Genomic DNA, 23689 nt, shown 5'->3' on the forward strand with positions numbered 1-23689 from the left:
TATTCACTTTTTGATTTCAGCTTGAATCCCTGTCAATTCTCAGACTCAGCAAATCAGCATGGCAAACTCCTAATCGCAATAAAATGAGACGATAAAGACTTAGATTGTTAGAGCAACAATGCTTGTAGAAGCCAAGCAAATATATGCCATTGTAGTCATTGACGACAATGATCTGCGGGGACCCTGAGGCGAGAGCTTCCCTATTATTAAAGATAAATTCGACAAAATTCAAACCTCATGAGATATCACTGATGTGATCTAAAACTCAATAGATTTTTTTAGGTTGTTGCCAACTCGACGACAGTCATATCGAAGGATTGAGTCACCCTCACCGCACCCAGACAACACTGCACCCAGCTCCGCCGTCCCCCTGTTCGGCATCTATCACCCGTTCCACATAAGGCACAGTGTCCAGCCAAGTGCGCAGGCCACGCTTGAGCTTGCCCGTTCCAATGCCATGAATCACCCACACCGGGCCATTGGCACTGCGCAGCCGTTCTTCGACAGCGGCTTCGGCCTCATGCACCCGCATGCCACGCACATCCACAGTGTTACGGCTGGTGCGCACCTGCGCACCAGCGCCGCTTGCAGAACGAGCTTGCACTTTCACCACCGGCTTCGGGGGCGGCTCAGGTTTGCGACCGTCAAGACTCTCCACCGCGGCCAGATCGACCGTGGTGCGCATCACCCCACAACGAACCGTGAGTTGAAGGCCGTCATCCGTGATGGCTAAGACATCCGCAGCTTTGCCAAGGGCCAGCAACCGCACGCGATCACCCACCACCGGACGCCAGCCTGGCTTGGGTGATCGCCGTTCGGGGGTGGGGCGGTGATGGTCTTCCAATGTGCGGAGTCGTTGGCCAGCCCTCCGCGCTGTTTCCCCATCCGCACGCTCATCACGAAGCCGGCGAATCAACGTGCGGACCTCTTTCTGACCTTTGCGGATCGATTGCTCTAACCGCTGACGGCCCTGCTCCTGGCGTTGTGCGGTCTGCTGCTTTTGCTTCTGCCAGCGCTGCAGCAACTCCTCGTGCAGAAGCTCGGTGCGCGCCAGCAGTGCTGCGGCGTCTTCCGCCGCGGCCTGCTGGCGCTGACGTTGCTCCTCCAAGCCTCGAATCACACTGTTCACTTCACCATCGCCTCCAGGAGCCAGAAGCTGCTGCGCCTGCTGAAGGACGTCGGGGTCGAGCCCCAACCGCGTCGCGATCGCCAGAGCATTGCTGCGCCCCGGAATTCCCCACAGCAATTCAAAGGTAGGGGACAGCGTCTCAGGGTTGAAGGCCACAGAGGCATTCTCAAAACGCGCGTCGTCGTATTTGAGGGCCTTGAGTTCACCGAAATGAGTGGTGGCGATCGTGAGTCGGGCTCGTTCAGCAAGAGCCTTGAGCAAAGCCGTGGCCAAGGCCGTTCCCTCGCTCGGATCAGTTCCGGCACCCACCTCGTCCAACAGCACCAGAGCGGGGGAACCACCCCGCTGCAACGCCTCCAGAATGCGCCCAATTCGCTTCACATGACCGCTGAAGGTGGACAGGCTCTGCTGCAGAGATTGCTCATCACCGATATCCGCCAGCACCTGAGCACACCAGGGCAATGAAGGTTGCCCTGCACAAGGCAAGAGCATGCCGGCGCGCGCCATCAGTGCAGCAAGACCGATGCTTTTCAGAGTGACCGTCTTGCCACCCGTGTTCGGCCCGGTGATCGCCACCACCCGCAGCTCCGGCGATACCTCAACAGAAATTGGGACCACCGGAGGGCCTTCCGCCCGTTTGTGCTGCCAAACCAACAGGGGATGCCTGAGACCGGTGAAGCTGAAGGGAGCGTCCTTCGTGTCCTCAAGCTTGGGAGCCACACCTCCAAGCCAGCGGCCGTAGCGCCCTCGAGCCAAAGCAAGATCAAGGGTTCGCAGCACGGCTACCAGTTGGTTGAGGGCAGAGGCTTCCTCCGACACCAGAGCGCTCAGCTCCGCCAACACTTTGCGTTCCTCATCCCGGATGCGGGATTCCAGCTCCACCAGCTTGTTGCCGAGGGTGAGCACCGAGCGTGGTTCCACAAAGAGGGTGCTGCCTGAGGCCGAACTGTCGTGAACCTGACCCGGCACCTGGCTCACCGCACCAGCCTTCACCGCCAGAACCGGACGGCCATGACGCTCGGCAATCACACTGTCCTGCAGGGATGGGGCCAAGCGGCGCAGCAACTCCTGCAGCTTGTCTCGACGGGCCTGGCGGAGACCATGCCATTGATGCCGAAGCGCCGACAACGCAGAGCTGGCTCGATCAGCAACACGACCACCCTCCTCTAGGGCAAATTTGAGCCGCTGCTCCAACTCCGGCAGCGTCACCATGGTTTCAATCAGGCTGGTGCAAACCGGGCGCAGCTCGGGCTCGTCGATCTGACGGCGCAAACGACGGGCCGCTGCCAATGTTTCCGCCACGGCCAAAAGCTCCTCACCGGAAGCCACACCCCCTTTGCTGCAGCGCAGCACCACCGGCATCAGGTTCTGAACCCCGCGAAAGCTGAGACCACCCTCCGTGAGGTCATCGAGCACCGCCATTTCGACGGTCTCGGCCAGGCGTGTTCTCGACTCCGCCAGGCTGGCTGGCAACAGCTGTGCTTTTGCAGCATCGCGGCCCATGCCGGTGCTCGCAAAACCGCTGAGATGGTCACACACGCGACGCCACTCGAGCAGGTCAAGAGTTTCCTGCTGAGCCCGGTCCGCCTCTTGACTCAAGTCAACTGCAATTGGAGGGGATGCCACCGGGGGGTTCATAAAGCATTTCGAGCCAGTTGCCTTCCGGATCTTTTAGATAAAAAGACGCCGTACCGTCGCGGTGGTCATGGACGGCACCAACGTGCACACCCTGCGCTTTGAGACGGTCGTGAATCACATCAACCTCAGCACGATCGCGAAAATGGAAGGCGAAGTGTGGGCCAGCGGCCTTGTAATCAGGGCCTAACAAGGCGAGTCCATCGCGACCTTCCCCAGCTTCCAGGTAGCACCAATCTTCGGCGCGCCAGACCAGGCGCATCCCCAAATCGGTGTAGAAGGCAACAGCCCGATCAACATTCTCAACGCGGATCGCCACGTGCCCGAGGCGATCCACACCCGTCGATTGATCAACTGTTGCCATCGGATCAGGCCTCCTTCAACCAAGCCGCTGCATCGCAAGCGTGGTACGTGAGAATCAGATCGGCACCGGCGCGCTTGAAGCTCAGCAACGTCTCCAAGACGACGGCCTTTTCATCGATCCAGCCCCGTTCCGCCGCGGCCTTGACCATCGAATACTCACCACTGACGTTGTAGGCAGCGATGGGGAGTTCTGATTCCTGGCGAAGGCGGTGGATGATATCGAGATAGGCCAAACCAGGCTTCACCATCATGATGTCGGCGCCCTCCTGCTCGTCGAGCTGGGCTTCGGTAATGGCCTCCCGAGCATTGGCGGGATCCATCTGATAGGTGTCTTTGTTTTTGGGGATCGGCTTGCTGCCAGCGGCACGCGGCGCTGAGTCGAGAGCTTCCCTGAAGGGTCCGTAATACGCGGAGGAATACTTCGCTGTGTAGCTAATGATCCCCACATGTTCGAAGCCTTCATCGTCGAGGGCTTCACGGATGGCTCCAACGCGGCCATCCATCATGTCGCTGGGACCGATTAGATCAGCACCCGCTTCAGCCTGCACAACCGCCTGCTTGCAGAGCAGTTCAATGGTCTCGTCGTTGAGCACGACTCCGTCCTGACTGACGATCCCGTCATGACCATCACAGGAGTAGGGATCCAGCGCGACATCGGTCATGATCGCCATCTCAGGAATGGCTTGTTTGATCTGGCGAATCGCGCGCGGGATCAAGCCGTTGGCGTTGAAACACTCAGCACCATCTTCGGTTTTCAACCCCTCCGAGACCTTCGGGAAGAGAACGATGCATCGCACCCCAAGGTCGTAAGCGCGCTGAACTTCTCCGGTAAGGGAGGCCAGACTCCAACGGCTGGCACCTGGCATCGCACCGATCGGCTCCACCTCGGTGCCTTCATGCACAAAGAGGGGATAAATGAAGTCTGCAGCCGAGAGGCTGTGCTCACGCACCATGGCGCGCAGCGCGGGTGTACGCCGAAGACGACGGGGGCGGTAGGTGAGCTCCATCAGACCCAAACACAAGGTTTGATCGTAAGGGTCACCCGATCAGAGGGCCGCAGAACGAAGCCACTCTTGACGTGGATGTCCCGTGCGCTTGGCACGCAACTGCTCGAGCAGACGACGCTCCTCCTCACTCCAGGAGGACGGCATGGACAGTGTCAGCGTGAGGAAGAGATCACCACGACCTGACTTCGCAGGCCAGCCTTTGCCCTTAAGCCGAAGGCTGCGGCCTGGGGAGGTGCCTGCTGGAATGCTGACCTGCGCCTCACCATCTGGGGTCATCACGGAGACCATGCCTCCAAGGGCCAGTTCATCAAGGCTGACAGGAAGATCAGCACGCAGTTGATCAGACTCCAACCGCCAGATCGGGTGCTCCTGAATCTTGAGATTGAGATAGAGATCGCCACGCCGACCGGTTCCGGGTTGCAGGTTGCCCTTGCCCTTCAATCGAAGCCGAGAGCCGGTCTTCACTCCCGCAGGGATGCGCACTTGAACGCGCTCGTTGTTGACAGACAAGCTGCGCTCGCCACCTCGAAAGGCTTCCGCAAAACTCACATTCACCGAGGCCTCGGCATCCAGATTCACAGGAGGTCGTGAGGGCTGGGCGCCACGGGGGAAACCTCCTCCTGCGAATCCGCCTCCAGGAAATCCACCCCCCGGGAAACCGCTCCCTGCCGGCCCACCGAAACGTCCCAGCAGGTCGTTAATGAAATCGTCGAAGTTGCCGTAGCGACCGAAGTCGACGTCCATGCCGGGGGCTGCTCCCCCGCCCATGCCACCGGCCTGATTCCAGTACTGGCCGAATTGCTCATAACGACGCCGTTTCTCCGGGTCGGAGAGCACTTCGTAGGCTTCACTGATCTCTTTGAAACGCGCCTCAGCCTGCGCATCACCAGGGTTGACGTCGGGATGATATTGCCGCGCCAAGCTGCGGAAAGCTTTCTTGATGGCATCAGCGTCGGCACTGCGATCAACACCGAGCACCTGGAAATAGTCCTTGTATCCGCTGCCTGCCATACCCATTCAGTGGTCTTCCTATTTTCACCGCAAAGAGCCTGCGTTGTTGCTTCCGCATGGAGGGAAGCCCGAACGCATCAATGCGACCTAGCTTCGGGCCATTAACTGCATCGGCATGCGAGGCGTTGCTTCATCCCTGCTGGCAACCGTGCTGCTCGCGGCTGGCGGAACCGTCGCACCGGGACAGGCCGCTCCATGGGCCAGCACGATCGGGGAGCCCCTGCGCGACTCCAGCCCCCAGGCCGTCGAACTCACGGATCATCTAAGGGCAGTTGGAGCCAGGTTTTACGGCGCTTGGACATGCCCGGCGTGCTTCAAACAGATGAACCTTTTTGGCAAACAGGCCGGAGCGAAGCTGCCCTATGTGGAGTGCCGCAAGCCGGAGACGCTGCCGAAGCAAGCCGAATCCTGCAGCGCTGCAGACATCCGGGCCTATCCCACCTGGGTTCTTCCCGATGGACGCCGAAAAGTTGGCGTTCAGTCTCTGGATGCCCTGAGCCGCTGGAGCGGGCTGAACTGACATGGCCTTGATTAACGGCCTGCATCGGCGCAACATCCGAGGCGACCTGCTCGGAGGCCTGACGGCAGCCGTGGTGGCCCTGCCCCTCGCCCTGGCCTTCGGCAATGCGGCCCTTGGGCCAGGCGGCGCCATCTATGGCCTTTATGGCGCCATCGTTACCGGTTTTCTGGCGGCCCTGCTCGGGGGGACCCCCGCCCAGGTCAGCGGACCCACCGGACCCATGAGCGTCACCGTGGCGGGCATTGTGTCCAGCCTGGCCGCCGTCGGAATCAGTCGTGACCTGAGTGCCGGCGAGATGCTGCCGCTGGTGATGGCCGCTGTCGTTATCGGTGGTGTGTTTGAAGCCCTGCTCGGGATACTGCGGCTGGGGCGCTTCATCACCCTGGTGCCCTATTCGGTGGTCTCCGGCTTCATGTCGGGAATCGGTTTCATCATCCTGGTGCTGCAACTCGGGCCCTTCATTGGGGTGAGCACCCGGGGCGGCGTCATTGCATCGCTGCAGTCGCTGATCAACGCACCCAGCTGGAATCCTGCCGCTCTGGCCGTTGGATTGATGACGCTCGCTGTGGTGTTTCTAACCCCTCTCCGCGTCCGTCAATGGGTGCCGACGCCTCTGCTGGCGCTGCTGATCGTGACGCCGTTGTCGCTGGTGTTGTTCAACGACAACCGGCTGCTGGATCTCGGCCTTGAACCCATCGCCCGGATCGGAGCGATCCCCGCAGGCGGCTTGCAACTGGTGATGCCCGATTTCAGCCGGCACCTGCCGGAGCTGGTGAAAGCGGGCATGGTTCTCGCTCTGCTCGGGGCCATCGACTCGTTGCTCACCTCCCTGGTGGCCGACAACATCACCCAGACCAACCATGACTCCAACCGTGAACTGATCGGCCAGGGCATCGCCAACACAGCGGCCGGGTTCCTGTCTGGACTCCCGGGCGCTGGAGCCACGATGCGAACGGTCATCAACATCAAATCCGGAGGTCAAACGCCTTGGTCAGGCATGACCCATTCCCTGGTTCTGCTGCTCGTGCTGCTGGGGGCAGGACCTCTCGCAGCGCAGATCCCCACGGCACTGCTGGCGGGAATCCTGATCAAAGTCGGGCTCGACATCATCGACTGGGGCTTTCTGCTTCGAGCCCATCGCCTGTCGGTGAAAACGGCCGCGCTGATGTACGCCGTGCTCTTGATGACGGTGTTCTGGGACCTGATTTGGGGGGTTCTGGTGGGGATGTTCGTGGCCAATCTGTTGACCGTGGACGCGATCACGCGGTCTCAGCTGGAGGGGATGGAAGAAGACAACCCTGCCGATGCCAAGGATGCGCTGCACGCCAATCTCTCCCCAGAGGAGGAGGCCCTGATCCTGCGCTGCGGCAAGGCCCTGATGCTGTTCCGTCTGCGCGGCCCCCTCAGTTTTGGAGCCGCCAAAGGAATCAGTGCGCGGATGGGGTTGATCCAGAGCTACAAGGTGTTGATCCTTGACCTCACCGACGTGCCTCGCATCGGGGTCACAGCAACGCTGGCGATCGAACGCATGGTTGAGGAAGCTCAATCAGCAGGACGCACGCTGTTCATCGCCGGGGCCAATCAGGCTCTCAAGCAACGGTTGCGGCAATTCGGTGTAGAGGGTGTGCTGCGGCCTTCCAGGCTGGATGCTTTGCAGGAGGCCGCTCAGCTGATCTGACTGATGTCCACCCCACAGGAGTGCATGCGCACATCCTCAGGACTGACCAGCTCTCCCTCCAGCGCCTTCACTTCGGCCTGAGCAAGCACTCGCAAGCGCTGCACAATCACATCCCGCGGGTAGCGCTCCTCGCACAGCACCCAGTACAGCCCGAAGTGGCGAGCTTCACTCGCCAGCAGATCGCGATAAAGATCCCTCAACTGCGGATCCGGACTGTGCTCCGCCAGCAGGGCCATGCGCTCATGGCTGCGGGCTTCGATCAAGCCAGCCACAAGGAAAGAATCGAGCATTCTTTGCGGCTCGCCTTTGCGGATCTGTCGGGCGAGTTCCGCTCCATAGCCCGGGGAGGGAATCGGTTCCAGGTAACGCCCCCGTGCCTTGATCAGCGCCAGAACCTGCTCGAAGTGCTCAAGCTCTTCCCGCGCCAGAGGGCTTAGAGCTTCACCCAGACCGGGCTCGCAGAGGTAGCGAAACATCATCTGCACAGCAGCCCCAGCAGCTTTGCGTTCGCAATGGGCGTGATCGATCAGCACCTCCATTGGCCGGGCATTGGCCTGCTCCACCCAGCTCCCACTGGTGGGCGCGGCCAACCAGCGGATCGACGCGACCGTTTTCTGCGGCACGCTGATGGTCATGCGCTCGGCCTGAGGTGGCTGAGCAATCCTTTCAAAGCAAGGCTGTAACTGGCTGGTCCGAAGCCGCAAACGACACCGACGGCGCGCTCTGCAAGGAATGAGTGATGGCGAAAATCTTCCCGAGCATGGGTGTTGCTGAGATGAAGTTCCACGTAGGGGATCGCAACACCTGCAAGGGCATCGCGAATCGCGATGGAGGTATGGGTGTATGCCCCGGCGTTGATCAGGATTCCGTCGCTACGACCGATCGCCTGGTGAATTCGATCCACCAGGGCGCCTTCGAAATTGCTTTGGAAGCAATCGAGTTGCACCGATTCATGCTCGGCCTCTCGGGTCAGTGCCGCCTCGATATCAGCCAGAGAAGACTGTCCATAGATCCCAGGCTCACGCTGCCCCAAGAGGTTCAGATTTGGACCGTTCAGCAGCAGAACGTGCATGGCTGGAGGTCGTTTCAGTTCGCAAGATCGTATCGAGATCGTGGGGAAGGACGCACCGACTGGTAAGTTCTTGCGGTGTGGTTCGGGTCGGTGCCCGAGTGGTTAATGGGGGCGGACTGTAAATCCGCTGGCTCTGCCTACGTTGGTTCAAATCCAACCCGGCCCATCCTCCACATGCCCTTGTAGCTCAGCGGTAGAGCACTCCCTTGGTAAGGGAGAGGTCTCGAGTTCAAGTCTCGACAAGGGCTTACTTCCTCCCCTCGGCACCAGGGGAGGCCTCTTTCGAACCGAGGACAACCGCCGATTGCGGGCCAAGGCTTCGACTGTCGGCTGATCCGAGCGTCCAGAGCACGGAATTGTGCAGCGCCAGGGATAAAGGCAAGTGTTCTGAGCGACTGCGGTTGATCAGAACCCGAACGCCATCCGCAACTCCCTCCAGTCCGTCAGACCCTTGAACTGACCACTGCAGGCCATCCCTACGCAGGGGCTCATGGGCACGACGGAGTTCAGCGAGCGATTGAATAAAAGGACGCAGATCTGCTGTCCAGGGGACATCCCAGGGATAGGCCTCACGGCAGGAGGGTCCAGGCCCGCCAGATGGACCTGGTTCAGGACCACCTGCAAGAGCAGCCTCTGTCCCGTAGTAGATGCAGGGCGCTCCTGGGTGAAGAAAGAGCAGCAACAGTGCCAACTTCAAGGCAGCCAAGTCGTTGCTGAGGCTGTGAAGCGCGCGGGGGACGTCATGGCTGTCGAGAAGATTCATCTGAGCCCTGTTCACCACATCCCGATAGGAGCTCGCTGTCGTCGTCCAGATGGTCAACAGGGCCTGGCCATCCAGGGGATCAAGGGGGTACTCACGGTTGCGATAGTCCCGGCGCAGCGTCTCACCGGCGGCCCAGCAAATGCTGCTCCAACCAAGCCGGTAATTCATCACGCCATCGAAGTGGTCGCCCTGCAGCCAGGCCGTTGCATCTCCCCACACTTCTCCAACAATCCAGGCATCCGGGTTGGTGGACCGCACCATCTTCCGGAACTCCACCCAGAAATCGGCAGGGACCTCTGCTGGAACGTCGAGACGCCAACCATCGATCCCACGTTCAAGCCAGTGACGGCCGACCGCCAGCAGATGCTCCCGGACACCAGGGTTCCCATGGTTGAACTTGGGCAGATCAGGCAATGCCCACCAGCAGTCGTATCCGCAGTCCTCGCCTTCCGCGGGATAGGGCTGGAGGGGCCAACGGTGCACATGGAACCAATCCCGGTACGGCGAATCCGCACCGTTCTCCACCACGTGATGAAAGGCCCAAAAGCCTCGGCCGCAATGGTTGAACACACCATCAAGAACCAACTTCATTCCGCGCTGATGCACAGCGTCGATGAGTTCCGTGAGAGCTGCGTTGCCCCCCAGCAGAGGATCAACCTCGAAGTAGTCGTAAGCGTGATAACGATGGTTGGCGGCTGAGCTGAAGATGGGCGTGAGGTAAAGGCAGGTGATGCCCATGGCTTGCAGCTCATCGAGAGCATCAATCACGCCATAGAGATCCCCGCCCTGAAATCCCTCTTCCCGAGGGTCCATCCCCCATGGCTTCAGAGCGAGATAGCGCTGCGCATTGACCCGATCACTGCGCCGGAAACGGTCGGGAAAGATCTGGTAGAGCACCGCATCGGCAACCCAAGCAGGTGGATCTCGAAACGGAGTGATCGCTCGCAAAACCTTTGCAGTCAGCCAACTCCTGGCTAGCAGGAGAGAAAGACATTGGCCATGGCTGAGCAGCCTCTTCTTCTGGCCCTCGATCAGGGCACTAGCAGCTCCAGGGCTGCACTGTTCAGTAGCTCGGGGGATCTGGTGATCAGCGCCAGTGCACCGCTGCCAATTTCCTACCCCGCTGATGGATGGGTGGAACAGGACCCGATGGCGATTTGGACCAGCCAGCGACAGGCCCTGGTTCAGCTCGACGCGAAGCTCAGCGATGGACAGCGCAAGGCGGTGGTGAGCTGCGGCATCACCAACCAACGGGAAACCACGGTGCTCTGGCGCCGCAGCAGCGGCCTCCCCTGCGGACCGGCCCTCGTCTGGCAGGACGGCCGTACCGCCTCCATCTGCGAGGCCTGGAAACAGCAGGGCCTGGAGCAGGAGTGGTGCCGACGCACTGGCTTGCTGCTCGACCCGTACTTCAGTGCCAGCAAGATCCGCTGGATGCTCGATCACTACGACGACGCCCAATCCGCCGCGGCCAGCGATGACCTCTGCTTCGGGACGGTGGAGAGCTGGCTGCTGTGGCAACTCACCGGCGGCCAGCGCCATGGCAGCGACATGAGCAATGCCAGCCGAACGCTGTTGATGGATCTAGAGCAGCAGCGCTGGGTGGATGACTTCCGAACCCCGACAGGGCTACCCGCCAACGCTCTCCCGGAGTTACTGCCCTGCCGCGGTGAGTTCGGGCACATTGGATCGGATCTGCCTTTTGCAGGCCTACCGATCCAGGCGATGCTCGGCGACCAACAGGCCGCCACCCTTGGCCAGCTGTGCCTGCAACCCGGGGAAGGAAAGTGCACCTACGGGACGGGGGCCTTTCTGGTGATCAACACTGGCGACGTCCTCCGTCGCTCGGATGCGGGTCTGCTGAGCACCCTCGGCTGGACCGATGCCGCCGGCACGCCCAGCTTCTGCCTTGAGGGGAGTCTGTTCAACGCCGGCACCGTGATCCAGTGGCTGCGGGACGGGCTGCAGATCATTGATCAGGCCTCTCAGGTCAACGACCTGGCGCTTTCGGTGCCGGATTCTGGAGGTGTGATGCTCGTGCCCGCCTTCACCGGCTGGGGGACACCGCACTGGGATCCCCAGGCTCGCGGTGTTCTGGTGGGCCTCACCCGTGACAGCGGGCGTGGTCACATCGCCCGAGCGGCTCTGGAAGGAATTGCCCTATCTGTGGCGACATTGGTGGAACTCGCTGAACAGGCCCTCGGCACCAGCCTGGGTGAACTGGCCGTGGATGGTGGCGCTGCTGCCTCCGATCCCCTCTTGCAAGCGCAGGCGGATTGCACCGGTCTGACGGTCCGGCGGCCCGCCAGCCTCGAGAGCACCGCACGGGGGGTGGCGCTGTTCGCAGGACTTCAAGCCGGGGTGATCAACAACCTGGAGCAGCTCGCGACCGCGCGGAGTGACGGTGCGGAACTGTTTCAGCCACAGATGGATGAATCCCAGCGCAGCAGCTGGCGCGCACGCTGGCAGAACGCCGTGTCCAGAAGCCTTGGGTGGCATGGCTGATCAACAGGTGGACCTGCTGGTTATCGGGGCTGGTGCCAGTGGCGCGAGCGTGGCCTACGAGGCCACGCGGCGGGGCCTCAGCGTGGCCCTGCTCGAGGCCGGAGATATCGGAGGTGGCACCAGTTGCCGCAGCACGAAGCTGCTCCATGGCGGGGTCCGCTACCTGGAGCTGGCCTTCAAAACCCTGGATCTGGCCCAACTGAGGCTAGTGAGGGAAGCCCTGCTCGAGCGGAGCCACTGGTTGACACAGGCGCCGTTTCTGGCCCGGCGACTCGAACTGGCCCTGCCCACACAACAGCTCTGGGGACAGGCCTATTACCGCCTTGGGCTGGGAATGTATGACGCCCTGGCAGGTCAGCGGAGCATCGGCCACAGCCGACTGCTGTCTCAGCAGCAGATGCGTCAGGCCCTGCCTCTGATGAAGGCATGTCAAGGCGGCGTGGCCTACAGCGATGGGCAGTTCGACGATGCCCGCCTCAACCTGCTGCTGGCTCTCACGGCGGAGCAGCGGGGGGCAACCCTGCGCACCCGTTGTCGGGTGGTGCAGCTGGAAACCGACGGAACGGGCCAGCTCAAGGCAGCCATCAGTGAGTCCGTAACGGGCCAACGGGAGCGCTGGTGCGCCTCGGCATTCGTGAATGCCACGGGCATTCGGGCAGATGAAATCCGGCAGATGGCGGACGCTGACGCCCCCCCACGCATGCTCACCAGCCGTGGAGCACACATCGTGCTGGAACAGAACCTCTGCCCAGAGGGCCTCGGGCTTCTGGTGCCATCCACCGCGGATGGACGCGTGCTGTTCATGCTCCCCTTCCACGGCCGCACGCTGGTGGGAACCACGGATGAAGCCTGCACGAAGGAGAGCGCCACATCCCCCTCACCGGAGGAGGAGAGCTACCTGCTCGACTACGTGCGTGAGTGGTTTCCCCAGCTCCAGCATCCGAAGGTGAGCAGCCGTTGGGCGGGGGGACGACCGCTGCTGAAGCCCGCGGACCAGGGCATGGACAGCAGCCGCGTGGTACGGGAGCACGAGGTGGAAACCCTGAGCTGCGGCCTAGTGAGCGTGATGGGAGGCAAATGGACCACCTGCCGGCCCATGGCCGAGGACACCCTGGCCGCGGTGGAACGCCAGCTCGGGCGGCCTCTACCCAAGCCTGAACCGATGCCGCTGCGAGGGGCAGCGGAGTCCTTGCAGGCAACCCTGGACGGCCTGCAACGCCAGAAACACCAACTCGAAGCCCTGCTCCCCGACACCTCTCTAAGGGCCGCGCAAGTCGCCCATCTCCAAAGCACCTATGGCTTGGAGGCAGTGGCCGTGATCGAACCCTCCGAGCCCAGCCGACGCGAGCCCCTCAGCCCGGTCATCCCCCTTTGTGCCGCAGAACTGGACCACGCCATCCAGCGGGAACATGCCTGCTGCAGCAGCGATGTACTGGCCCGCCGCTGCCGGCTGGCCATGGTGGACCTGGACGATGCCGAACGGCTCAGGCCCCAGGTGGATGCCCTCCTGGATCAAGCCGGCGTCGCGGCGGGCTCCACCTCCCCGATCAGCCACCAATTGAATCCGTAGGGCGGAAGATTCACGAACCACTCCGCTGCGGCGGGAGGGAACTCACAGCCCCACATCACCTCACGGGTGCGCTCGCCAGCCCACTCCGACAGATCAAGACTGAGGGACGCCCCTGCGGCGGTGACATTGGCGGCCACCAGCACCGTCATCGCCTCGGTGCAGCGGAGGTACACCAACACCCCGGGGTGGGGGCTGTGGAGCAAGCGGAAGCTTCCATGCCTGAGCGCTGGCAGGAGACGGCGGCAGGTGAGCATGCGTCGATGCCAGTTCAGTAACGACCCCGGCAGCTGCTTTTGCACCTCCACATTCACCACGCGGTAGTCATATCCGGGAGCTGTGATCGGTGGCAGCACCAACAGCGGATCGGGGGCGGTCGAGAAGCCACCATTGCGTGCCGGCGTCCAGGCCATCGGCGTGCGGTTGGGATCACGGTCCCTTAGACCAGGCCAATCACCCATGCCCAGTTCATCGCCGTAGTACAGGCAAGGCATTCCAGGAACGCTGTACAGAAGACCATGCAGCAAGCGGTTGGAGCGCGGATCGCCGTTGAGGAGGGGAGCCAGGCGTCGGTTAATCCCCCAGTTCAGCCAATGCCCCTGCCCCTGGGGCAAGCCAACCCGGATGGTCTGAATCACCTCATCGCTGATCAGATGACCATCCCCGAGCCACAGTTCATCGTGGTTGCGCAGCGGCAAAGCCCAGCGAGGACCACGCACAGCCTGCTCGGCCTGCATCAGGCACTCCCCAAGCTGCTGAGTGCGACCACTGGCAATAGCTGCGAACAGATGGGCGGTGAGAACGAAGTTGAACGCACCATGCAGTTCGTCATCCGCCAGGTATGGAGCGGCCTCTTGCACCGGCTGAATCGCCTCTCCCAGCAACAGCACGTCACGGTCATGCCGATCCACCCGTTCCCGCAAACGCTTGAGGAAGGCGTGGGTCTCCGGCAAACCTTCACAACGGCTGCCCTCTGACTCGAACAGGAACGGAACCGCATCCAAACGGAAACCGTCCACACCGCGCTCTAGCCAGAAGTCGACAACCTCCAGCATCGTGTCTTGCACCCAGGGATTCTCGTAATTGAGATCGGGCTGATGACGCAGGAATCGGTGCAGGTAGTACTGCTCGGCAACCGGATCCCACTCCCAATTCGAGGCCTCGAAGTGCCTGAACAGAACCGGTGCCTCGGCATAGCGCTTGGGGTCGTCACTCCAGACGTAAACATCCCGTTCCGGACTGCCCTGAGGAGCCCAGCGGGCTCGCTGGAACCAGGGATGAAGGTCACTGGTGTGATTGAGGACCAGGTCCAAAATCACCCGCATTCCCTGGCTGTGGGCCGCCGTGAGGAACCGATGGAATGAGGCGAGATCACCCAGATCCGGATGGATTCCGGTGAAATCAGTGATGTCGTAACCCCCGTCCCGCAGGGGAGACGGATAAATCGGCGTCAGCCAGAGGGTGTTAACCCCCAACCAACGCAGATAGGGCAACCGCGCCGCAAGCCCCTTGAAATCACCAGTGCCATCGCCATTCCCATCGGAATAACTCCGAACGATCAACTGGTAGATGACCGTCCCTGACCACCACGGAAGCTCTGGGGTCATCCCCCGGTTGCAGATTCACCACTGCTAGACCCGACTGGCCTGATCGTCAGCCCCGTGCCCCTCACCCAAACGCAACTGAGCCGGATGCAGGAGCTTGTTGGAGCTGGGCTGACCCGTCCCCTGGCCTGGCGCCAAGAGCAGTTGCAACGCCTCTCAGCCCTAGTGGAGGAGCATGAATCAGAGGTGCTCGAGGCACTCGCCGCCGACCTCGGGAAACCACCGACCGAAGCCTTTTTTGAACTGATCGCTCTGCGACAGGAGCTCAAGCTCACCGGCCGGCAGCTGGAGCGATGGATGCGTCCGCGTCGAGTCGCGGTGCCCCTCTCACTCCGCCCAGGTCAGGCCAGGGTTGTGCCGGAACCACTCGGGTGCGTTCTGGTCATCGGCCCCTGGAACTATCCCTTTCAACTGACGCTACGGCCGTTAATCAGTGCTCTAGCTGCTGGCAACACGGCCGTGCTCAAACCCTCGGAACACGCTGGAGCCATTGCTGATCTCATTGCGCGACTGATCCCTGAGCACTTCGAACCCGACGTGGTGCAGGTCGTCCAGGGGGATGGGACTGTGGCTGCAGACCTGGTGGCCATGCCCTTTGACCACATCTTCTTCACAGGTGGCGGCAGCATCGGACGGAAGGTGCTGGAAGGAGCCGCTGCCCACCTCACTCCGGTAACCCTGGAACTGGGGGGCAAGAGCCCGGCAATCGTTCTCGAGGGTGCCGACCTCAAGGTGGGGGCCCGACGCTTGATCTGGGGCAAGGGGATTAATGCCGGGCAGACCTGCATCGCGCCAGACCATCTGCTGGTGCAACCCGAACTGCGTTCGCCCCTGCTGAAGGCGATGGCAGAGGCCAGAACTGAGATGTATGGCGACGACCCCCTGACCTCGAAACAGCTGGGGCAAATCATCAATGAGCGGCAGTTCAATCGGCTGGAGCAGCTTCTGGAAACAGCCAGAGCGGACGGCCGAATTCTGATCGGAGGCGAAATCAGCCGAGGGCAACGGCGCATCGCACCCACCGTGATCCGCGTGGATGACCGCAATGATCCGCTGATGGCGGAGGAACTGTTCGGTCCGCTCCTACCGGTGCTGGTGCTCGAGAACCTCACTACAACGCTTCAGGAGATCCGCAGAGGCCCCAAACCGTTGGCGCTGTATCTCTTCGGAGGTGATGAGGCCCAGCAGCAACAGGTGCTCACCACCACGAGTTCAGGCGGGGTCTGCCTCAACGATGTGGTGATGCAGGCCGGCGTGCCCCAGCTGCCCTTCGGCGGTGTTGGCGCCAGCGGGATGGGGAGTTACCACGGCCAGAGCGGCTTCGACACGTTCAGTCATCACAAGGCGGTGCTTAAACGCCCATTCCGGTTTGATTTCAAGCTGCGTTACCCGCCCTACAAGGTGGATCTCAATCTGCTGAGGCGGCTCGCTGGATAAAGCGAGGCGACATCCATCACATCCCTGCTGCAGCAAGTGCTCTGGGGGGCTGGCGCTTTACGTCAAGCACCGTATCTTGCAGGGATCTACCGGAGACGAATGCGCCGTACCGCTCTTGCCGCCCTTCTTCTGACGGCTTGGCTCCCTCTGTCAGCCACAGCTGCCTCGGTGACGGTGCGATCCGGCGAGACGCTCTCGGATATCGCTGACCGCTACGGCGTCAGCGTCGGCACCCTGATGCGGATGAATGGGATCCGCAACCCAGACCTTGTCCAAGCTGGAAGCCGCCTGCAAGTGCCAGGCCCCACCGTGACGGCGGGCTCTGGACGCCATCGCGTCAACAGCGGTGAGACCCTCAGCAGCATTGCCAGCCAGTACCGGGTCAGTGGTCGCGACCTGATGGCCCTCAACAACCTGCGTAACGCCAACCACGTGGAAGTCGGTCAGACCCTGCGACTCCCCAGCAACGCAGTCATGCCGCGCCCGGCCTTCAAGCCAGTGGCCGTAACCCCGATCACGGGAGCCACCGAACACACCGTTGCCAAAGGGCAAACTCTTACGCAGATCGCCAAGGCCTACAAGCTTCCAGTGGCCAGCCTGATCAGCATCAACGAGCTCAGCGACCCCAACAAGGTGGAAGTGGGAACGCGCCTTTATCTGACGGATCCCTCCTTCCAGAAACCCATCAGCACGCAATCCCAGCCCGTACAAACCCAACCGGTGGCAACCGCCATCAAGCCAGTTGTGATGGTGAAGCCAAAGGTTCAAGCCAAGGCCAAGCCTGTGGCAGCCAAGCCGGTTCAAACCAAACCAGTGCAGACCAAGAAGCCTGCTCCCAAGGCCAAGCCGGTCCAGGCCGCCAAGCCCCAGCAGACCCTGGCCAAATCGGCTGACTGGCGCACCTACGGTCCGCTCCAGGTGGACTGGGCCAACTGGCAGCCCATGGGCGGCAGTCAGGTGGTGCCCACTCTCAATGCCAAGGGTCAGGCCCTGTACCTGGCCGTGAATTGTTCCGCCAAAAAGATCAATGCCACCGGTGCCGATGGGAGCTGGAAAGTCTGGGAGGCGCCGAAGAACCGGTTCGAAAAAGACTTGGTGAAGGATCGTTGTCAGGCCAAGGCCTGACTCAGGCGGCGTAATCAAGCGTCCAGGGGGAATCCAGAAATCTCCGGCCGCTCTCTCGGAGGTACAGCCTTTGAGCGCCGTCATTGCTTTCCTGAATCAACTCCTCCTGCACGAGCCGACGGGCCAACCAGGTCCAGCGGTCATGGCGTCCGGGTTCATGCAGGCCCAAGTGCTCACCCAGGCGCCGCATCTCCGTACCGTCCTGCTCCGCCAGATGGGCCAGCAGTGTTTCAACCTGTGGGGACCAGTCCCGTCGTTTCGGTGCCTCCATGCAGCGATCACAACGACCACAGGGAGCCACCAACTCGCCAACGGCGAGCAACAGGGCCTGTTCTCGACACATCTCACCCTCCGCGACAGCCTCCATCCGACGCAGCTGTTGCTGCGCCAGATCCAACCGCCGACGGTCCTCCAACGCGTCACTGCCCCGGGCTGAGGCCTGCATAGCCCAACCCAAGCTGGTGCGATCTCCCGGGGAGAACAGCACATGGCAATGGGCCGGCTGGCCGTCTCTGCCGGCGCGACCTGATTCCTGCAGATAGCCCTCCGGCGTTGCTGGCAGATCAAGGTGGAGGACAAGACCGACATCTCCACGGTCGACTCCCATCCCGAATGCCACTGTTGCCACGAGGACCGGCCGCTGGTGCTCGAGAAACAGCCGTAAGGCCTGTTGCCGGGTCTGCGGATCCAGACCGGCGTGATACGGCGTTGCGGCAACCCCTTGATCACTGAGACGTTCCGCCCACTGCTCCACGGAACGACGGGTGCGGGCATAGATCAGCGCTGCACCACGGGACCTCTCCAGCGCCTCTAACACCTGGGGCATGGGATCCCGCGGGCGCCGTTGCATCGTGTAGTGGAGGTTGTCCCGGCGGGCCGAGCTCACCTGCACAAGCGGCCGACGCAGATCAAGCAGACGAATGATGTCGGCACGCACCCGCGGGGCTGCCGTCGCGCTCAGGGCCAGCATCGGGACCCCTGGGCAGAGGCTGCGGATCTGGCCAAGGCGGCGGTAATCGGGGCGGAAATCATGCCCCCAGGCACTGATGCAGTGCGCTTCGTCCACCGCGAGGGCCACAAGACGCCCCTCCATGGCATGGCGTTCCAGCATCAGCCGGGTCTGCTCACCCTGGAGGCGTTCCGGCGCGATGTAGAGGAGACGGAGCGTGGCATCCCGCAGCTGCTCCAAGGCCTGCTGGCGTCGAGCCGGATCCAGACCGGCATGCAGACAGGCCGCAGCGATCCCCCGTCGCTGCAGGGCCATCACCTGATCCTCCATCAGAGCAACCAACGGTGAGATCACCACCACCAGCCCTTCGCGCACCAGCGCTGGAAGCTGATAACAAAGCGATTTCCCGCCGCCGGTGGGCAGCACCGCCAGCGCATCCCGTCCCTCCAGCACAGCATCCACCACAGGCCGTTGCCCTGGTCGAAAGCCATCCCACCCGAAGTGGGTCTGCAGAGCACGCTCGAGCGAAGCCAGAACACACCAGATGTGGAGGCTTCAGATTATCGAGCACAAGATCTGGAGTCAGGGCATCGGTGGGGGATCCAATTGATCTGGAGCCTCCTCCACCAGCTGCAACCGCACCCGCTTTCCTCCAGCAAGCTCTCCTAGCGACACCCGTAGCGTGGCACCACTGAGGGTCTGCAGGGCGTTCAGCACATCGCGCAAGTAGGGCGTGCTACTTCCGCTTTCGACCCATAGGCGCTCCTGAAGACCGCCCAAACGCCGCCAGGAGGTGTGCAGCTTGAGTACAGCCGACTCAAGGGCCTGGGCCTGGCCTACAGCATCAGCCAAGAGGCCGAGGGCATCCAGGCGCTGGGCCTCTTGCATGGCACGGTCGAGATCCAGTTCTCCCTGCTGAAAAGCCCTCACGGCAATGCCCGACTCCGTTGCCTTGGTGATCCAACGGGCCGTGCTGGTGACGTCCTTGATGCGGTCGAGTTCGGGCTCATCGCGAAGCACCTTGCGCAGATCCTCCTGCTGCGGCTCCGGAAGCTTGGCCAATTCACGGACCAGTGGAGCCACAGCACGGGGTGGCAGCAGATTTTCCTGGGTGCGTTGACGAATCTCTTCCGGCAGCAATGGACTCGTGGCCGCCGTGAATTCATCGGTGAGACGACGCACCTGCTTTCGGGTGATTTCCTGACCTTCGTTGGCGGCCTCGGAAATCATCAGCTGAACTTCTGGAACCGCCTGGGCGGTTTCCATAAAGGCGCGCTTGGAGAAGTGATTCACACTGCTCTCCTCCAGGGTGCCGTCGCTGAGCATGCTGTCGGCGGATTCCGCCAGTTGGATCAAGCCATAGGCACGGGTCTTACTGATTTCTTGTTCCCTCAGCCACTGCAGAAAGCCAGCTCCCCGACCCTCACCGCCACGCTTTTCCTTATCCCGAACGGCACGGAGAATGCGACCCCGCCAGATCTCAGTCTGCAGATCAAAGCGGTCGCAGACGGCCCAGGCCTGTTCCAGGCGGGCCAGAAATTCCATCGTGCTGATGTCGTCCCGCTCTGGGTCCGGCAAATCCAGTTGAAGCAGAGACGGATCGGGGTCAGGTGCGATGGAACTGTTCAAAGGGACGCCAACAACGAAGGGACGACATTCTGTGACGTAGCGGTGATATGCATCCATTCAGCGAGATACGCTCCGTTTGCATCTCCTAATGCCCAGCGATGGCGATCACCCGCGGCGCCAAGGTGCGCATCAAGCGTCCAGAGTCTTACTGGTTCAACGAAGTTGGCACTGTTGCCACGATCGACACTTCGGGAATCCGCTATCCCGTTGTCGTCCGCTTTGAGAAGGTCAACTACAGCGGCCTGCAGGGCGTTGATGGCGGCATCAACACCAACAATTTCGCTGAGGCGGAACTCGAGCCGGCCTGAGGCCGTTGCCTGAACTCCCTGAAGTCGAGACGGTCCGTCGGGGACTGGCAGATCGTCTTGTCGACTTCAAAATTGAACAAGTTGAGGTCTGCCGACCGAGAGCGATAGCGAGCCCAGGAGGCCCTGACGCCTTTGTCCACGGTCTCTGTGGCGCAACAGTGGGCGACTGGCAACGCAGGGGCAAGTACCTCATGGCATCCCTGAATCCCCATGGCGGCGTTTGGGGCGTTCATCTGCGCATGACTGGCCAATTTCAGTGGCATGAGCAGCCCACTGATCCGTGCCGACACACCCGTGTTCGCCTCTGGAACGCTGCTGATCAAGAGTTGCGCTTTGTTGATGTGCGCAGCTTCGGGGAGATGTGGTGGGTTCCTCCGGACCAGGCGGTTGAAGACGTGATCAGTGGCTTGACGCGACTCGGCCCTGAACCGTTCAGTCCAGAGTTCTCTGCCGCTTATCTGAAGCACAAGCTCAAGGGCAGCAGCCGACCGATCAAAACAGCTCTGTTGGACCAGGCCCTGGTTGCTGGAGCTGGCAACATCTACGCGGATGAATGTCTATTCGCGTCAGGAATCGCTCCCTTCACGCCGGCAGGCCAGCTGAAGCTCGACCAACTGGAGAAGCTGCGGGATGCCTTGGTCAATGTTTTGACCATCAGCATTGGAGCCGGTGGAACAACCTTCAGCGATTTCCGCGATCTTGAAGGCGTCAATGGCAATTACGGAGGGCAGGCCTGGGTCTATCGGCGTGGAGGGGAACCCTGCCGCAGCTGTGGAACACCAATTAGCAGGGAAAAGCTGTCCGGTCGAAGCACCCACTGGTGCCCACAGTGTCAGGGCTGATTGGGAAGCGAAAGCCCGCGGAGCGACTCCCGATAGGGCGGGCGAAGCACGCCGAACTCTGTGATTAACCCCGTCACCAGGTGAGCTGGTGTGATGTCGAATGCAGGGTTCCAAGCCTGGGCCCCAGGAGCCGCAACCGACAAACCTTGAACATGGGTGATCTCCTGGGCATCGCGTTCCTCAATCGTGATGGCATCCCCATCGGGGGTGGCCAGATCAATGCTGCTGCCAGGTGCACAGATATAGAAGGGGACGCCATGGGCTTTGGCGACAAGAGCCAGGTTGTAGGTCCCGATCTTGTTGGCGACATCGCCATTGGCGGCGACACGGTCACAGCCCACCATCACGGCGTCCACCTCGCCCCGACGCATCAGCAATCCACTGGCTCCGTCGACAATCACCGTGCAGGGCACCCCCAAACAACCCAACTCCCAGGCAGACAGGGCAGCCCCTTGCAACCGAGGACGCGTCTCATCCAGCCAGGCATGACGCAAAACGCCACGGGCGTGAGCGGCTGAAATCACACCGAGTGCCGTACCAACCCCTGCGGTAGCGATCGCGCCGGTATGGCAATGGTGCAAGACCCGACACCCCTGACTCAACAAAGAAACGCCGTGGTCGACCAGCCTTTGGGTCAGCAGACAATCCTGTCTCTGAAGCTCAGCGGCCACAACAGCAAGCGACTCGCAGTTAACCGAACCGGTGGATGCAATGAACGACTCCATTTTTTTGAGAGCCCAGCCCAAATTGACGGCGGTTGGTCGCGATGCTCTAAGGCCTCGTATGGCACACGAGAGGTCATCCCCGGCCTGCGCAGCAAGAACGACACCCCATGCCGCAGCAATGCCGATCGCGGGAGCACCACGGACGGCCATGGACGAGATGGCTGTAGCTACCTCGTCCCATGTCTTCAGCTGCATAAAGACAACAGACCCAGGCAGTTGTCGCTGGTCGAGCAACTCCAGGTGTGTTCCGGTCCAGCGAAGACTGGGAGGAAGGATCAATGCAGAGCGGCCTCTGGTTCCTGTATAGAAGAAGAAGGGATCCCCAGACTGTGAGGACCAGCCGAACGAAACGGGACCAACTGGTTCAGGCCATCAAAGCCCTTCACATCCGCGGATGGTGCGACGGCACAGGGGGAAATTTCAGTGTTGTGCTGCAGCATCAGCCACTGCAATTACTGATGGCACCCAGCGGTGTGGATAAGGGCCAGGTCAGTGCAGAGCAGCTGATTGTGGTTGATCAAACTTGCAATGTCTTATCCGGAGAAGGCAATGCCAGTGCAGAAACTGCGTTGCATCTCCGCATTGTTGATGCAACTCAAGCAGGAGCTGTGCTGCACACTCATTCCGTGCCGGGCACGGTCCTCTCCCGTCAGTACGAAAACGATGGAGTGATCACATTGGAGGGGTGGGAAATGTTGAAAGGACTGCATGGCATCAACACCCATGCCACCAGCGTCAACATCCCTGTGATCAGCAACAGTCAGTCGATGCAGAATCTAAGTAACGCCATCAGCCCTTCGCTTGCATCAGCGCCGTGCGGATTCCTTGTAGCTGGCCACGGCCTCTACGCCTGGGGGGACAGCCTAGAGACCAGCAAACGACACATCGAAATTCTTGAGTTTCTGCTCAACGTGAAATTGACCCAGATGATGATCAGAAATTAATCATGAACCAACACCTCCTGCTCGATATCGAAGGCACGACTTGCCCAGTCAGCTTTGTGAGCAAAATTTTGTTCCCCTTCGCCAAGCGCGAACTGAGCAGTTATTTGATTCAGAATGAACAAAATGGAAATCAAAGTCAAACGATCCAAAAGGCCAAGAAAGAATGGGCGGAGGATCAATCCGTGAAGAGCGTACAACTCAAAAAGCAAGTTGATCTTCAGCAAATCAGCGAAATGGATGCATTAACTCAGTACCTCGAGCATCTCATCGTCATCGACAAAAAGTCGACAGCACTAAAAGATATACAGGGTGAAATCTGGGAACTTGGCTACAGCAATGGGGAATTAAAGGCCGAACTCTTCCCAGAGACAGTCGAATGCCTGCAGCAATGGCATCAGCAAGGAATCACGCTATCGGTGTATTCGTCAGGGAGCATTCATGCACAGAAGCTTCTGTACAGATACACCTCGGAAGGCAATATAGAGACGCTTTTTAGCCATTGGTTTGACACCCACACTGGACCCAAGAAAGCCTTTCAGAGCTACACCACGATCGCCACTCTAATCAACAGCGCTCCTGAGAATATATGGTTTATAAGTGACAATGGAGAGGAATGCGATGCCGCAAGAAAGGCAGGGATGAAAACCCTCTTCAGCCTTCGAGACGGCAACCCTGATCGAGATCCCAGAGACCACGAGGTCATTCAATCGCTGCACGAGGTTATCAGGTATCTCGCAGCAAAAAAATAGACAACAAAAAAGCCACCTCGAATGAGGTGGCTTTTTCATGGTTGGTGATGGTGATTGCTACAACAATCAGCCAATCATCAACCTATTAAGAGAATGTTTTACCTGGCATCGAGCTATTTTCTCAGGG

General features: G+C 60.8%; 21 protein-coding genes and 2 tRNA genes. 12 read left to right on the forward strand and 11 right to left on the reverse strand.

Going from position 1 to position 23689, the window contains the following annotated elements:
• Positions 1–328: 328 nt before the first annotated feature.
• The 4 genes from NCN06_RS11855 to NCN06_RS11870 are packed head-to-tail and all read right to left on the reverse strand — an operon-like array spanning position 329 to position 5145.
• Positions 329–2767 carry an endonuclease MutS2 gene (locus tag NCN06_RS11855; RefSeq protein WP_226398977.1) on the reverse strand — a complete coding sequence of 813 codons (2439 nt, stop codon included), beginning with the start codon at positions 2765–2767 and terminating at the stop codon, positions 329–331.
• The gene (locus tag NCN06_RS11860) at positions 2730–3128 is read right to left on the reverse strand and encodes a VOC family protein (RefSeq protein ID WP_226398978.1); all 399 of its coding nucleotides are present in this window, start codon (positions 3126–3128) and stop codon (positions 2730–2732) included. The genes NCN06_RS11855 and NCN06_RS11860 overlap by 38 nt, the downstream gene beginning before the upstream one ends.
• Positions 3129–3132: 4 nt before the next feature.
• A complete protein-coding gene (gene hemB, locus NCN06_RS11865) occupies positions 3133–4134 on the reverse strand; it encodes a porphobilinogen synthase (protein ID WP_115022708.1) in 1002 nt (333 codons plus the stop codon).
• A 39-nt stretch (positions 4135–4173) separates the two neighbouring features.
• Entirely contained in the window at positions 4174–5145 is a 972-nt protein-coding gene (locus NCN06_RS11870; RefSeq protein WP_226398979.1) for a DnaJ C-terminal domain-containing protein, read from the reverse strand.
• Positions 5146–5260: 115 nt separating this feature from the next.
• On the opposite strand from NCN06_RS11870, the gene NCN06_RS11875 reads away from it, so the two are divergent.
• Positions 5261–5665, forward strand: a complete 405-nt coding sequence (locus tag NCN06_RS11875) for a vitamin K epoxide reductase (protein ID WP_226398980.1) — start codon at positions 5261–5263, stop codon at positions 5663–5665.
• A gap of 1 nt (position 5666) precedes the next feature.
• Positions 5667–7343, forward strand: coding sequence for a SulP family inorganic anion transporter (locus tag NCN06_RS11880; RefSeq protein WP_226398981.1), 1677 nt, complete (start codon positions 5667–5669; stop codon positions 7341–7343).
• Here the strand turns inward: NCN06_RS11880 and NCN06_RS11885 are convergent.
• Positions 7331–7978 (reverse strand): MiaE family protein, encoded by a 648-nt coding sequence (locus NCN06_RS11885; RefSeq protein ID WP_226398982.1) that lies wholly within the window; start codon positions 7976–7978, stop codon positions 7331–7333. The two genes, NCN06_RS11880 and NCN06_RS11885, sit on opposite strands and share 13 nt — an antisense overlap.
• Positions 7975–8415 (reverse strand): type II 3-dehydroquinate dehydratase, encoded by a 441-nt coding sequence (gene aroQ, locus NCN06_RS11890; protein WP_226398983.1) that lies wholly within the window; start codon positions 8413–8415, stop codon positions 7975–7977. The genes NCN06_RS11885 and aroQ overlap by 4 nt, the downstream gene beginning before the upstream one ends.
• Positions 8416–8499: 84 nt before the next feature.
• On the opposite strand from aroQ, the gene NCN06_RS11895 reads away from it, so the two are divergent.
• Both NCN06_RS11895 and NCN06_RS11900 read left to right on the forward strand, forming a co-directional pair.
• A tRNA-Tyr gene (locus tag NCN06_RS11895) sits at positions 8500–8581 on the forward strand.
• Positions 8582–8591: 10 nt separating this feature from the next.
• A tRNA-Thr gene (locus NCN06_RS11900) sits at positions 8592–8663 on the forward strand.
• Here the strand turns inward: NCN06_RS11900 and NCN06_RS11905 are convergent.
• Entirely contained in the window at positions 8663–10126 is a 1464-nt protein-coding gene (locus NCN06_RS11905; RefSeq protein ID WP_226398984.1) for a glycoside hydrolase family 13 protein, read from the reverse strand. The two genes, NCN06_RS11900 and NCN06_RS11905, sit on opposite strands and share 1 nt — an antisense overlap.
• Positions 10127–10177: 51 nt before the next feature.
• On the opposite strand from NCN06_RS11905, the gene glpK reads away from it, so the two are divergent.
• Entirely contained in the window at positions 10178–11683 is a 1506-nt protein-coding gene (gene glpK / locus NCN06_RS11910; protein ID WP_250398976.1) for a glycerol kinase GlpK, read from the forward strand.
• Positions 11676–13253, forward strand: coding sequence for a glycerol-3-phosphate dehydrogenase/oxidase (locus tag NCN06_RS11915; RefSeq protein WP_226398986.1), 1578 nt, complete (start codon positions 11676–11678; stop codon positions 13251–13253). The genes glpK and NCN06_RS11915 overlap by 8 nt, the downstream gene beginning before the upstream one ends.
• Here the strand turns inward: NCN06_RS11915 and NCN06_RS11920 are convergent.
• The gene (locus NCN06_RS11920) at positions 13196–14857 is read right to left on the reverse strand and encodes an alpha-amylase family protein (RefSeq protein ID WP_226398987.1); all 1662 of its coding nucleotides are present in this window, start codon (positions 14855–14857) and stop codon (positions 13196–13198) included. The two genes, NCN06_RS11915 and NCN06_RS11920, sit on opposite strands and share 58 nt — an antisense overlap.
• An 84-nt stretch (positions 14858–14941) precedes the next feature.
• On the opposite strand from NCN06_RS11920, the gene NCN06_RS11925 reads away from it, so the two are divergent.
• Together NCN06_RS11925 and NCN06_RS11930 are read left to right on the forward strand one after the other, a co-directional pair.
• Positions 14942–16291, forward strand: coding sequence for an aldehyde dehydrogenase family protein (locus tag NCN06_RS11925; protein ID WP_255617556.1), 1350 nt, complete (start codon positions 14942–14944; stop codon positions 16289–16291).
• Positions 16292–16390: 99 nt separating this feature from the next.
• Positions 16391–17416 (forward strand): LysM peptidoglycan-binding domain-containing protein, encoded by a 1026-nt coding sequence (locus tag NCN06_RS11930; RefSeq protein WP_226398989.1) that lies wholly within the window; start codon positions 16391–16393, stop codon positions 17414–17416.
• 1 nt (position 17417) lies between these two features.
• On the opposite strand, the gene NCN06_RS11935 is transcribed toward NCN06_RS11930, so the two are convergent.
• A complete protein-coding gene (locus NCN06_RS11935) occupies positions 17418–18878 on the reverse strand; it encodes a RecQ family ATP-dependent DNA helicase (protein ID WP_226398995.1) in 1461 nt (486 codons plus the stop codon).
• A 69-nt stretch (positions 18879–18947) separates the two neighbouring features.
• A complete protein-coding gene (locus NCN06_RS11940) occupies positions 18948–20051 on the reverse strand; it encodes a hypothetical protein (RefSeq protein WP_502988840.1) in 1104 nt (367 codons plus the stop codon).
• A gap of 41 nt (positions 20052–20092) precedes the next feature.
• Here NCN06_RS11940 and NCN06_RS11945 point away from each other — a divergent pair, with 41 nt between their 5' ends.
• Together NCN06_RS11945 and NCN06_RS11950 are read left to right on the forward strand one after the other, a co-directional pair.
• Entirely contained in the window at positions 20093–20302 is a 210-nt protein-coding gene (locus NCN06_RS11945) for a photosystem I reaction center subunit IV (RefSeq protein ID WP_115022698.1), read from the forward strand.
• 5 nt (positions 20303–20307) lie between these two features.
• Positions 20308–21144 carry a DNA-formamidopyrimidine glycosylase gene (locus tag NCN06_RS11950; protein ID WP_226398991.1) on the forward strand — a complete coding sequence of 279 codons (837 nt, stop codon included), beginning with the start codon at positions 20308–20310 and terminating at the stop codon, positions 21142–21144.
• Here the strand turns inward: NCN06_RS11950 and mtnA are convergent.
• Entirely contained in the window at positions 21135–22148 is a 1014-nt protein-coding gene (gene mtnA / locus NCN06_RS11955; RefSeq protein ID WP_226398992.1) for an S-methyl-5-thioribose-1-phosphate isomerase, read from the reverse strand. The genes NCN06_RS11950 and mtnA overlap by 10 nt on opposite strands.
• Before the next feature lie 50 nt (positions 22149–22198).
• Between mtnA and mtnB the strand changes: the two genes are divergently transcribed.
• Both mtnB and mtnC read left to right on the forward strand, forming a co-directional pair.
• Positions 22199–22813 (forward strand): methylthioribulose 1-phosphate dehydratase, encoded by a 615-nt coding sequence (gene mtnB, locus NCN06_RS11960; RefSeq protein ID WP_226398993.1) that lies wholly within the window; start codon positions 22199–22201, stop codon positions 22811–22813.
• 2 nt (positions 22814–22815) lie between these two features.
• Entirely contained in the window at positions 22816–23562 is a 747-nt protein-coding gene (mtnC, locus tag NCN06_RS11965; RefSeq protein WP_226398994.1) for an acireductone synthase, read from the forward strand.
• The last annotated feature ends 127 nt before the right edge of the window (positions 23563–23689 follow it).

It is taken from the genome of Synechococcus sp. MU1648 (genome assembly GCF_023630615.1).
In the GTDB taxonomy this organism is placed as follows: Bacteria; Cyanobacteriota; Cyanobacteriia; order PCC-6307; family Cyanobiaceae; genus Parasynechococcus.